Source organism: Vibrio olivae (assembly GCF_042428525.1).
GTDB lineage: Bacteria > Pseudomonadota > Gammaproteobacteria > Enterobacterales > Vibrionaceae > Vibrio > Vibrio olivae.
The window spans coordinates 279,332-291,938 of sequence record NZ_JBHMEP010000002.1 but is presented as its reverse complement, the minus strand read 5'-3'; the positions used below and the strand labels follow the sequence as shown (position 1 = coordinate 291,938).

10 protein-coding genes and 1 riboswitch are annotated in these 12,607 nt (G+C 43.9%); of the genes, 9 read left to right on the top strand and 1 reads right to left on the bottom strand.

The annotated features are described in order from the left end of the window. The first annotated feature begins 19 nt into the window (after positions 1-19). The 7 genes from ACFFUV_RS11150 (at position 20) to ACFFUV_RS11120 (ending at position 9,041) form a co-directional block, all read left to right on the top strand. The gene (locus ACFFUV_RS11150; protein ID WP_390193290.1) at positions 20-1,183 is read left to right on the top strand and encodes a methyl-accepting chemotaxis protein; all 1,164 of its coding nucleotides are present in this window, start codon (positions 20-22) and stop codon (positions 1,181-1,183) included. 8 nt (positions 1,184-1,191) lie between these two features. Further along, entirely contained in the window at positions 1,192-1,491 is a 300-nt protein-coding gene (locus ACFFUV_RS11145; RefSeq protein WP_390192505.1) for an STAS domain-containing protein, read from the top strand. Positions 1,492-1,500: 9 nt separating this feature from the next. Beyond that, on the top strand, positions 1,501-3,201 hold the full coding sequence (locus tag ACFFUV_RS11140; RefSeq protein ID WP_390192502.1) for an ATP-binding SpoIIE family protein phosphatase: 1,701 nt from the start codon (positions 1,501-1,503) through the stop codon (positions 3,199-3,201). 254 nt (positions 3,202-3,455) lie between these two features. Beyond that, complete coding sequence (locus tag ACFFUV_RS11135) at positions 3,456-5,138, top strand: flagellar assembly protein A (RefSeq protein ID WP_390192499.1); 1,683 nt, start codon at positions 3,456-3,458, stop codon at positions 5,136-5,138. Between the two features lie 257 nt (positions 5,139-5,395). Continuing rightward, the gene (locus ACFFUV_RS11130; protein ID WP_390192496.1) at positions 5,396-7,279 is read left to right on the top strand and encodes a methyl-accepting chemotaxis protein; all 1,884 of its coding nucleotides are present in this window, start codon (positions 5,396-5,398) and stop codon (positions 7,277-7,279) included. A gap of 191 nt (positions 7,280-7,470) precedes the next feature. Further along, a complete protein-coding gene (locus ACFFUV_RS11125) occupies positions 7,471-8,205 on the top strand; it encodes an IclR family transcriptional regulator (RefSeq protein WP_390192494.1) in 735 nt (244 codons plus the stop codon). Between the two features lie 5 nt (positions 8,206-8,210). Beyond that, complete coding sequence (locus tag ACFFUV_RS11120) at positions 8,211-9,041, top strand: arginase family protein (protein WP_390192491.1); 831 nt, start codon at positions 8,211-8,213, stop codon at positions 9,039-9,041. A gap of 662 nt (positions 9,042-9,703) precedes the next feature. Here the strand turns inward: ACFFUV_RS11120 and ACFFUV_RS11115 are convergent. After that, entirely contained in the window at positions 9,704-10,540 is an 837-nt protein-coding gene (locus ACFFUV_RS11115) for an HDOD domain-containing protein (protein WP_390192490.1), read from the bottom strand. 136 nt (positions 10,541-10,676) lie between these two features. Beyond that, positions 10,677-10,777: riboswitch (TPP riboswitch) on the top strand. A gap of 63 nt (positions 10,778-10,840) precedes the next feature. Between ACFFUV_RS11115 and thiD the strand changes: the two genes are divergently transcribed. Both thiD and ACFFUV_RS11105 read left to right on the top strand, forming a co-directional pair. Next, entirely contained in the window at positions 10,841-11,650 is an 810-nt protein-coding gene (thiD, locus tag ACFFUV_RS11110; RefSeq protein ID WP_390193287.1) for a bifunctional hydroxymethylpyrimidine kinase/phosphomethylpyrimidine kinase, read from the top strand. Positions 11,651-11,807: 157 nt separating this feature from the next. Beyond that, positions 11,808-12,572, top strand: a complete 765-nt coding sequence (locus tag ACFFUV_RS11105; RefSeq protein WP_390192487.1) for a phosphatase PAP2 family protein — start codon at positions 11,808-11,810, stop codon at positions 12,570-12,572. The last annotated feature ends 35 nt before the right edge of the window (positions 12,573-12,607 follow it).

The window sequence follows — 12,607 nt, the reverse complement described above, 5'->3', positions numbered from 1 at the left end:
ATGAGTTATGAAAAAAAATGTGATGAAAAATCGTCATCAATGGTTAGCGTTACTTCAAGTCTTAACTTTATCGGTGGTGTTTGTATTGGCCAATTCTTGGCTGGTATTTACGCTTGTCGTGATTGGCGCTGCTCTTCCTTGGATAGAGCTCTATTTACGCGGCCGCTCTGAGACGGCTCATCGACCGGATGAAAAAGCCAAACCTTCAAATGTGCCAAGTTCTCTGCCTGACTCAGTGCGACTTAGCCTGTTAGTCCCTATTTTAAACAAAACTCAAGAGCAATTATTTGAGCCGCTCAATAACCAGCACAGCGTGATTAACGAGTCAGCAGAAACGCTTAACGAAAGTTTCTTTGAATTAGAGAAACTCTCCGCAACTCAAAATGAAATCACCAACCATATCGCAGATATTCTAGTCAGCAATCGGGGTAGCGAAAGCGATATCACTCAAGTGCTACCTAAAACAGAGGAAGTGATCGTTAATTTCGTCGATATGTTGGTCAAGATTTCGGAAAAAAGCATCTCTGCGGTTCATAGCATCCATGACATGTCGGAAAAGCTCGACAATGTGTTTCGCCTGTTGGATCAAGTCCGTGGGTTGTCGGAACAAACCAACTTGCTGGCATTAAATGCGGCAATTGAGGCCGCTCGTGCGGGTGAGGCGGGAAGGGGCTTTGCCGTCGTTGCTCAAGAGGTGCGTAATTTGTCGGTCGAAGCTTCAAGCTTAAATCGTCAAATAGAAGTTGAAATAAACGTTGCACAAGCAACCGTTAAACAAGCCAATAAAACCGTTGGTGAAATGGCATCGTTTGATATGGCACACGCGATTGAGTCAAAGAATCATGTCGATGAGATGTTGAAAGGTGTACAAAAAGTTAGTTTTGAAGTGGAGCAGGAGGTTAACAATATCCATCAATTAGGTGGCAAGTTAGCAACGCTTGTTCAAAACGGCATTCGTGCGCTCCAATTTACAGACATTGTGGTTCAGCAAGGTGATTATGCTAAGGGCACTTTGCAATTTGTTACTGAAACTATCGCTTTAATCAATCAGTACGAATCACGACAACTCAATGCGGAACAAGTCACCGAACAACTGCAACAGTTGCAAAATACAATTGAGAACCGAGCGGCACCTGCTGCGAATCAAGCCAGCATTGATGAAGGCGAAGTTGAATTGTTTTAGAGGATACTATGAGTATAACGACACAAGTTGATAGTAAAAATAAACACGTGACCGTGAGTATTGATGGCGCATTTGGATTCAGCCTCGTTCAAGACTTCCGGCGTTGCTATGTTGAACGTAAAGATCATACCTTCACCATCGATTTACGAGCGGTGAACTACATTGATAGTGCTGGGTTGGGGATGTTACTCAATATGCACAACTACTTGGAACAGCGTGACGGCACGATTCGTTTGATTAACCTCTTACCTCAAGTGAAAAAAATCTTATTAATTTCTCGCTTTGACAAAAAATTTAAAATTGAGTAAATCAGCCTTATGCATGTATTGATTGTTGATGACCACGCAACCAATCGAGAGTTGTGTCGCTACATGTTGTCTGAGCTCACTCGCCAGGTAGAGACATTTGAAAGTGGCGTGGGCGTGGTTGAAGCGATGCAAAATATGGATAGCTTGCCCGATGTTATTTTGCTCGATGTAATGATGCCTGTGAAGGATGGTTTTGCGACTGCTTCAGAGATTCGTCAGGCGTTTGAAGGGGAGCACATCCCAATCATCTTTTTAACGGTGCTTGATGATCATGATTCTTTTGAACGCTGTTTGGCGTTGGGGGATGACTTCATTCTTAAGCCAGTTGATCGCAGCGTACTCGTCGCTAAAGTCCAGGCCCACTGCCGTATTGCGCGCATGCACAATGAAGTTAAAAACCAGCGAGATTTACTGCATCGTTTTCATGAACAAGTGCAATATGATTACATTATCGCCGAGTCTATCTTCTCTAATTTGATGGAGAAAATGAGCTCCAAAGCACGTAATATCTATGGTCTAGATTACCTATCTACGCCTTCTACAGTCTTTAATGGTGATATTATTTTGGTTGCCAACCGCCCCCATGGCGGTATCTATGTCATGATTGCGGATGCAACAGGGCATGGGCTACCAGCAGCTATTTCTGCTATTCCTGCATCTCGTACCTTTTTCGCTATGGTTGCTAAAGGGATGTCGCTGGGCGACATTGTTTTGGAAATGAATAACGCGTTATACGGCTTTCTACCCATTGGGATGATGCTCGCGGCGAGTGTATTTGAAATACGAGCGAATGGATTTGAAGTTTCTTGGTGGGGAGGTGGCTTGCCTGATGGTTATATCGTCGCCCCTGATGGCTCTATTGTAAGACGCTTAGTCTCATCTCATATGCCGCTTGGTGTACTTCAACCCCATGAGTTTGAAACGGATATCACTCATTTAAAGATGGCCCCCGGAGAGCAAATTTTATGCTATACCGACGGTGTGATTGAAGCTGAAAATCAGCAAGGTGAGCAATTTGGACAGCACCGTTTAGAGCAGGTGATTTTGCAAGGAAAAGATATGATTCCCAACTTGTTTGAGTCGGTAAAAGCATTTGCCGATAAGAATGAGAATGTTGGCGATGATTTGTCTATTCTCTCTATGGACTTTCCAATTTCGAGTAGTCAAGAGGATAACTTAGCGAATGAGCAAGGCTACCGCTGTTTGGTTCCAACCAAGACGCAACTGAGTTTTGACGCCAGTTTAATCAGAGATGTTGCTTTAATGAATCAAGTTCGCCAGTATTTAAGTGGTTTATTTAATGGCGACTCTCACTTAGATTTGGTATGTACCTTATTGTCTGAACTGATTTCCAACGCTTTAGACCATGGGCTGTTAATGCTCGACTCAAAGATTAAAGAAAGCCCTGATGGCTTCTTCGAGTTCTACCAACTTCGTGAGCAAAAACTCAAAGAGCTAACAAACGATGCTTGGATTACATTAGATATCGACTATCGTCCACAGCACCAATCTATTCATTTTATTCTTGAGCATAATGGCCAGGGTTTTGACTACCATAAGGTTGTTAATGCTAGCGAAAATATGACACACGGTAGAGGGATTGTTCTCGCTAATGAGTTATGTAATTCGTTGACTTATTCAAAGCAAGGTCGTCGTGTTGATGTTAAGTATTGCTTTGACTCCCAACATACTTTCCCTGAATCTTCCTAATTTACAATGTAAACTGTGGGAGGTGATGTTAAATCTTCGCCTTTGGCCCGTTAGTTTTAGAAACCTCGTGTGTTTTTATCTGATGCTATACTGTTCAAGGTTATTTATAAAAATATGACTTAAAAACCCATCGCTAATTTTTAGCCAATTGTTTTTTGAGTGATACGTGCCTGAATTTGTACATTTATTTATAGGGTTGCCTCACAAAATTTTATAAACTGATGCGATCAAAAGCAGGTATAACGGGTTGCGGTATGTGGGGAAAATTCGTTGCGCTAACAGAGGATAATCAAGGAGTTATTGCTAAATTAACACCAGATATTCAGATTGATGGAAGTTTCAGCAATAAAGGATTATTGGAGGCGCTGCACAAAATTAATGCGGATAACTTCTATGTCGATGAAGACGAAGTAAACCGTTTTTTGAATTGTGCCAAAGAGGGAAAAAGCGAAGCATTTGTCGGTATCACCATTGCCCAAGTTCGCGATGCGAGCGTAAAAGTTGTCGTTTCTGAACAGAATATGTTGGCCTCTATGGTTGTCACTGGAGCTTATCGAGGAAAACCTCTCAACGGACCGCAAATCGTTCAAGCTCTGGCGAATGCCGGTGTGACGAAAGGGATAAACAAATTAGCGTTAAAAAAAGTATTAGCGGTGAGCCGTCAGCTAAAGCCTGGTGAAAATTACACCCAAGCCGTTGCGGTAGGAAAGAACCCCGTTAATGGTCGTGACGCTAAGTTTGTACCTCTGGTGAAAGATGTCACAAAGCAAGTTCTCGCTCCTCGTAAAGATGCTGAATCCACCGACAAAGTAGACTTACTCAACCTGGGTGAAACCATCACCGTGGGTGAAAATGATCCCCTCATGAAACGGATTCCTGCCACTAAGGGTACGCCTGGCATCAGTGTATTAGGTGAATCTGTCGCGCCTATCGCGGGTAAGAATTCTCCATTGAAGGCCGGTAAAGGTTCCTACATCGCCAGTGACAACCCTGATGTTCTTTTGGCCTCTATTTCTGGTATGCCTATTATCAAAGCCAATAGCGTAGACGTTGAAGATGCATTGTATTTACCGAATGTTGGTGTCGCTACTGGCCATGTTAAGTTTAAAGGCAATGTCATCATTGCGGGCAATATTGAGTCAGACATGATTGTGCGAGCTACCGGATCTGTGACGGTTGGAGGCTTTATTGAGTCTGCGGACGTACAAGCTCAAGGTGATATTGACGTTGGCAAGGGGATCATTGGTCACACCGTGTCTGAAGGCGAAGAATACAGCTGCATCGTAAAATCTGGTGGCAATATTCGAGCGAACTATGCACAGTATTCTAAATTGCAGGCTGGACAAAATATCGAACTCGCGGTGCACTCATTAAATAACGAGTTACGCTGTGGTTTACACTTGTTTGTTCACGATACTGCAGAGAGACAAGGAACTCTTAGCGGTGGCAAAGCGCAAGTGGGCGGGAAGATCATCTGTGTAAACTTGGGTGTAGAAGGCGATACAGCGACTTATATTCACGGTTTTGCTCGTTTCCAGCAATACAAAGATCGGCAAGCCAAACTCAAAGAAGTTTATCGCACAGCCCAAGAAGGAACCATGCAAATCATTCGTAAGGAATTGGAGTTTAAGAAGAAACCTAAATCTGAGCGAGCTGAGGAAGAAGAGCTTTTGCTGGAGCGTCAGAAACAACAAGCCAATCAGAAACTTGAAAAGGCAAAACAAGCTCGTGATGAACTCAATATAGAGTTTGAGCAAGCGCTGGCCGACAACGGAATAGAAATTAAAGGCAAAGTATACACCCACGTGACGGTGCAGTTTGGTAATGAAAAAGTGACAACGCGCCGCGTTCATGGCCCGACGACGTTTACCTTTAATCAATACGAAATTAAATGTTCCTCGTTGCTTGATGAAGGGGCCGTTGAAGAGAGTATCTAATAACAGAAATCTCGTTCGTTTTTGATTCCAGTTCAATAGAGTGATGCATTCAGGTGTATCACTCTTTTTTTACATATCAGTAACTGCTAACCACTCATTTCATTGGTTTATTATTGATAATTGTGCTTTATCCGACATATTTTACTAATTTAACTAAAACTAATAAATGTCCCACCGATAGCTAGAGAGACTATAAAAGATTCTCAAAGAATCGAAAAATCAAAATTATATCTCTTTAAATAGGACAATGGTTGAATATGTTTAAGAAGCTATCACTGAAAAACAAATTGGCCTTATCAGCCAGTATGGCGATCATTATTGGTGGTGTCGCGGTCAAAGTCATGGCATTCAATGATTCGTTACAGCGCATGCAATATGATGTCAGCAAGAGTCTAACCAGTTCACTCACGTCGTATAATCAGTACGTATCAGATTGGTTGCTTTCCAAAGAGCGCGCGTTGTCATCGTTATCATCGCAATCAGAACCGAGCACCATTGTCACTTATTTAAAGCAAGTCAAGGTATCTGGCGCATTTGATAATGTGTTTGTTGCTTACCCAGACGGAAGCCAACAGAACGCCAATGGTGTGGTATTACCCTCAGGGAACAATGACCCGAGAAAGTGGGGATGGTACATCAATGGCAGCGCGATGAATGGTGAAATCTTTATGGATAACCCAACCGTAGCGGCGGCCACGGGGGCTAATGTCGTTTCTTTGGGCAAATCAATACAGCTTCAAGGCAATAAGGTTGTTTTAGGGGCTGATGTTGAGATCACCGACATCGTAAAAACCATGACTCAAACCATCTTACCGGGTGAAGGGTTCATGTTTATTGCTAATCGCCAAGGTAACGTTTTTACTTATCGTGATGCATCCATGTTGAATCAACCAACGACCAAACTTGGTATTCGCTTTGCTGATGTTCAAACGGCGGCTAAAAATGCGAGTTATGTCGAAGTCGAGTTAAACGGTGAGCCTACCATATTGATGGCAAAACCGATTGAAGGTACTGAGTTGATAAGTGTTGTCGCAATCAATCGAGATTCTCTTGTCGCGCCCCTGTATGACGGGTTAATTGGCCAAATTGTTGTCACCATGGTCATTGTCGCTATCTGTATCCTATTGTTTAACGTGTTGTGTAATATCCTTTTCCGCCCTTTAAACAACGTGGCGAACGCGCTATCACAAATTGCCAGTGGTGATGGGGATCTGACACTGCGCATTGAAGTAGAAAGCGAAGATGAAGTCGGGCGTCTTGCTCAAAGCTTTAATACGTTTGTTGGGAGTTTACAGCAGCTTATTGGTCGTATTCGCCAGCAAGCTGATGAGTTGAATCATCAAGCGGATGACAGTTCGCAGCGGGCGAATCAAGCCGCGCAAGAATTGAATTTACAGCAACAAGAAGTGGCAATGGTGGCTACTGCGGTGACTGAAATGGCGTCTGCAACTCAAGAGATTGCCTCGCATGCAGAGCAAACTGCACATGCGGCACAAGAGTCGTCGCAGAGTACCCGTAGCGGCCATCATTTGGTGGTGAAAACCAAAGAGTCGATTCATAACTTAGAAAGTGAAGTACGTCAGGCGAGTGCCGTGATCAGCGACTTAGATAAGCATGCTCAAGAAATTTCTCATGTACTTGCAACCATTCAGGGCGTCGCTGAGCAAACTAACTTATTGGCGCTTAACGCAGCGATTGAAGCGGCTCGTGCCGGTGAACAGGGGCGTGGTTTTGCTGTCGTTGCTGATGAGGTTCGCGTGCTTTCTCAGCGTACTCATGCGTCTACTGAAGAGATCAAATCAACGATTGATGTACTTCAAGAGATCACTCGCAAAGCGGTGGCATTTATGGAAAGTAGTTCAAGTCTTGCACAGGGGTCGGTTGAGGATGCTGATCAAGCGACACGAGCGCTTGATGAAATCAACCAAGCGGTTGCTGTAATTAGTGATATGGCGACACAAATCGCCACAGCCGCAGAAGAGCAAAGCCATGTGACAGACGAAATTACCCAAAATGTTACCTCAATTAAAGATGTATCGGACCAGCTGGTATCGGGATCAAATCAAACACAGCAACAATCAGAAGCATTAAAACATCAAGCTGCGCAGTTAAATCAGCAAGTGGCTGCGTTTAACGTTTAGCGGTAGTTTCATCGATCAAAGCGAAGCTTGGGCTTCGCTTTTTTTGTGCTTTTAATACTGGTTTGTCACGCTTCACGAATAATTGGTTTTAATTTCTCACCAAATGAGAAATTAAAATAATAAAAACGATTAAATTCTCTTTATATGAGAATATGATTTGTACAACAAACACACGCACGGTACAAAGAATTATGAAGCAAGCGAACAGCAAATCAGGCTTAGTTAACGAAAAGTTGCTGCAACTATTAATGCAGGTTGCGATAGCCGATGAACCTCTCAATGCCAAACAGTTAAGCTTAGCGTTGGACGTGCCTATTAGCAGTTTGTATCGCCAGCTGAAATTGCTGAAAGAATGGAATTTGGTTGAGGAAAGTCCGATCGACAAGTCCTTGATCATCGGTCCGGCAGCATTGCTATTGATGCGCAGTTACCAAAGCAGTCAACACGATCTAGAAGAGATCGATTCAGTGCTCAATCGCTTGCAAAAACAAACCGGAGAAATGGCGGCTTATATGGTGCCGGTTGGATACCGAGCACTATGTGTAAGCCGAAAAGAGAGCATGCAGGCACTCCGTTGCAGCTACGTCCAGGGTCAGAGCCAACCATTGCTGCGGGGTGCCTCATCCACCGTTATGCTTGCGTATTTACCTCAAGCAAGGCGGGATAAGATCTTAAGTCACTTTGGTGAAGATCCAAATAACTCCGTTTGGTTGAATAAATTTGAAAAAATTCGCGATCAGGGGTTTGCGATCAGCAATTCTGAATATGATCCCGGAGTGTCTGGTCTTAGTACGCCGGTATTAAAGGGAACAAAGCTGGTGGGGGCTGTCTCGGTTATGGCGCCGACGGAACGGGTCGAAAGCCACCAGAATAAAATTATTTTACATCTACAACAGGCTGCGAGGGCTCTACCTCCAGAAAGGTAACGACGATGCTAGGGTTATTCAAACGCAAGACATTTCATGATGTTTCTGCTTTAACGCAAAGAATGGCGTTATTGACACATTGTCAACGTATTCAGCCATTAACCCTAGCGCAATATGAGCAAGCCGAACAAAGCTTAGAAAGCTTCTATGACTGGCTATTTGATTTTTCCAATATCAAAGCGCCGATCTATGCTGGCCACTATGCCGTGGACGATAAATGTCGCGAGCATTTTGCTCAAAAGCTTGAGAGTTTAGTGAGTCAACAGCATTTACCGATTGTTGTCAGCAACACTCATGAAGGCGTACTTAGCTTGTTGCCTGAATTTGTTGGGCAAAATCGTGATATCGGTATTGTTAGTGTCGGTCCTTCTTTTCAGCTTAAGCCAGCGTTAAATCTAGAATTGGGGAGCGCCTTTCATTTTGCGCTCTCGCGTTACAATGAATGTCGGTTAATGTGCTTGGGGATTGATGACTCGACTCAAGACATAAAAACGTTTGAATATGCTGAAGATTTAGGATGTAACTGGCTATTGCAGCGAGAGTGTGATTTTCGTCATCGGCAGCAGCTTAAGCATCAGTTAACAACCTATTTGTCGCGCTGTGATGACATTATTGTCGATATCGATTTATCGTCATTGTCGAAATCTGTGGATTGGGAGAGCGACAAAAAATTGGACGTAGATATGGTGATTCGTATGATTGCACACTGTCTCGAGTCCAAAAAAGTAAGAGCTATCCAATTGACTGGACTAAGAGATAAAGATTGGTATTCAAAATACACCAAACAAATTCTCGATGAGTTGTGTACGCGTTTGTCTCGTAATGATAGTGAGTGATGGAGTGATTTTCTCAGTCCCTTAAATGCAAAAAGCTGGCGTTTCAGCCAGCTTACTTTTTTTACCCTTATCAGGGTTATTGGGGTTTGTTGCCCGTGTTTTTATTCGAGTCTTTCCAATATTGAATTCGAATACGATGCAACTGAGCTTTTCTAGTTTTTTTCATAATAAATACCTCACTATTACAACGACGCTCCTCAAGAGCGGCTTATTATTGTCTTTGCGTTAATAACAGCTAGTTTGTTTTGATTGACGCTACGCCTAAGTTTCTAACGCAGTTCAATCGACCTCTGGCTCAACTGTGAGCGAGAAACCGAATCATGATAAGATCGGAAGGTTGATTGGATTTAAGCCGACCTTCTTTAAGTCACGTTACATGGCTTAAACCACAATATCCACAGTATAGACCAGTTTTTTCCATTAGAGTTCAGAAACAAGCATTTAAAGCTTATATTTCAGACGATGCTTCAAAAAAGTGACATCTTGTCTTCGAGTTTATCTCGTCCCACTCAATGGTAAAATCACTATAACGTCGAATTATGAAACAAATACGACACTCTTTATATGGAGGTGAAGCGTACTTTTTTCAAGCTTAACTCGGTATTGAAGAATGGAAGGTGACTGAAACGAGCAACCCGCTACGACTGAGCGGGCTGATGATATTATACGGCAAGCATCTGGTTGGCAAGTTCGCGACCACTGCCGCGGAATTTATCGACAACCTCTTTAAAAGTGGCAGAGATATTGAGTAGGCGAGAATCGGTGTGTTCTGCAAGGTAAACCGATTTCTGGTCATCGCTACTGAAATGATCCCAATTGAGATGAATATCTTTAGCAAGATGAATGATGGAAGCCAATTTAGGCGAAATATCTGCTTCCCGTGGATCGGGGAAATGTTCAATTGCATCGACCATTTCTTTGGGAAACTTCCAGTTTTTTGCCAGTAACGCGCCAAGTTCGGCGCTTGATACATCCAATATTTCTTCTTGTGCTGAAATTGCATCCTGGCCATTCATGACTTTGCTATTGATGACAAGTGCCTGTTCTGGTACCAAGGCATGGATCATCAGCTCTCCGATATTATGCAGAATTCCCGTTGTAAAAGTTTCATCGACATCCATTTTCACACAAGCCGCAATTTTACTCGCGATCACCGACACTTCAAAGATATCTGACCAATACTCTTCCATATTCAGGGTTTCAAGGTGCGGAAATGCGCTGGAAAGGACGGATGCAACAACCAATGTTTTTACTGGCCCTGTTCCGACGCGAATTAATGCCTCATTGACCGATGTTACCGTGCGGTTACCACCAAAATACGCGGAATTTGCCATGCGAAGCAGGCGAGCCGAGAGCACCTGATCCATGGCCAGTTTTTCGGCGAGACGTTTAAAGTCGACGTTATCCTGATTGACCATATCAAGCAGCTCTTGTAGGACTTTTTGAATTCTAGGTAACTCATTCAGGCGAGATATCAAAGGCGCATGGTTCACTATCATTCTCCTTATTCATGCGGTGCCCCTTTCAATATAGGAGAAATTTTTTACTTGATACAAAAGTTGTAAGTCGTGTTTGTGTGGCGCTTAAATTGTTGATTATTGCATTTCCCAGAGGCTAAAAGCTTGTTACCATCGTGGCAGATAGTCGGGGAGCTCATTTGAGCTGAGATCGCGTTAGCGAGACCCGTTGAACCTGATTCAGTTAGTACTGACGTAGGGAACTATTACGCGGTGGTAAAGCCATTTCGTAGCTTTGCTGTCGCTCAGTGCGTTCCTTTACGTCTTGTATTTGGAGATTCCATGCAAGACCAACTTAGCCCACACTCTACCCCCATCGTTCTTACCATCGCCGGTTCAGACTGCAGCGGCGGAGCCGGGATTCAAGCCGATATTAAGGCCATCAGTGCCACGGGTAGCTATGCGTGTTCGGTGATTACCGCCATTACCTCACAAAATACACGAGCCGTTAATGCGATTCTGCCTGTACCCGTTGAGACGATTGAAAGTCAGCTCGATGCCGTATTCAGTGATCTTAACGTTATTGCGATCAAAGTCGGTATGCTAAGTGATGCACCAGTGATTGAAGCTGTAGCGAAGCGTATTGCGGATTATCAGCCGCGCTATTGTGTCGTTGATCCGGTTATGGTCGCCACGTCTGGCGATCGTTTGCAATCACCTTTGGCTGTAGAGACATTAAAAGAGTGTTTATTTCCTGTTGCGGATCTTATTACTCCAAACTTACCCGAAGCGGAGGTGTTAACCGGTGAGTGTTTTGATGAGTCACCAAGCGATGACCAGCAACGGGCTTTATTGAAGCTTGGAGCTCAGGCGGTGTTACTCAAAGGCGGGCATCGTCAAGACTCTGCCCTATCTCGTGATTGGTTATTCAGTGCCCAGCACCGACAGGTATTTGATGCGCCGCGTATTATCACTCGTCATACTCACGGAACAGGCTGCACACTCTCTTCCGCAGTGGCCTCCTATTTAGCACAAGGCGAACGGTTACCTGAGGCGATAAAACGAGCCAAAAACTATATAACTCAAGCAATTGTATCAGCAAATGAACTAAACGTTGGCCAAGGAAGAGGGCCGGTTCAACACTTTTTTTAGCCCATCATTGTACGCGGTTTGGGCTGGTAATGGCTTTGGATGGTGGCGGTATTTTGAGCAGTTATCTTTCAGCAATTTGACACAAACTTGATGCATGTAAGAACATGACTCACTAACATCGAAGTGGGTTATATGTTTACAGACGTTAAGGCGGTTGATGAGAAAGCTCAACATTATTAACAAAAAAGTCGAGCTGATTTTGCTGGCAGCCATGGCATTGGTGTTGGCTCCTTTCGCTCGTTCTTTACCTGTCACCGACTTGCTTGGGTCTGTTGATGCAACTTCGGGTTGGATCATCAGCACCATTACAGATTCCGCTGGTCAGCGCGGCCTGTGGCTAACCATCGTGATTTTAAGTGCGCTTTCTCTGTATAAGCAACCACTGAATCGAACAGAGATTTTTAAATACATTGTCCAATTTACGGTTATTTTTATGATCGCTTACTTTGGTAAGAATGTGCTCAAAGAGTTGCTTGAAAGCCCAAGGCCTTATACCGAATTGCTTACGCATGAGTTGTTGTTGCCCAATCCTGAGCACTTTTACAAGCTTGGCTCTAGTCAGCAATTGGCAATACTCGATCAGGTGGTGGATAAAGTCAGTGAGTGGCGCCTTCGTCACTGGTATCAAGAAATGAACTATTCTTTGCCTTCTGGTCATACCGTCTTTGCGGCGCTTTGTTTGGCGTTCTTTGGCGCGATATTTGTTCGTCAGCAGCGCTTTATTTTGGCCAGTGTGGTTGTCCTATGGGCCACACTAGCTGCATACAGCCGCGTTTGGTTGGGGATGCATCGACCAGAAGACTTGTACGCTGGTATCGTATTTGTCGCGGCCGTCGTCACCTTTACGCCAAACGTGGGTGAGTGGCTGGTGGCCAAAATGCCAGGCCATGTAAAGCAGCAGTGGCTTAAAGCAAGCCATTAAGCAAAAGTAAAAACAATAAAAAAACCCTCGATTGC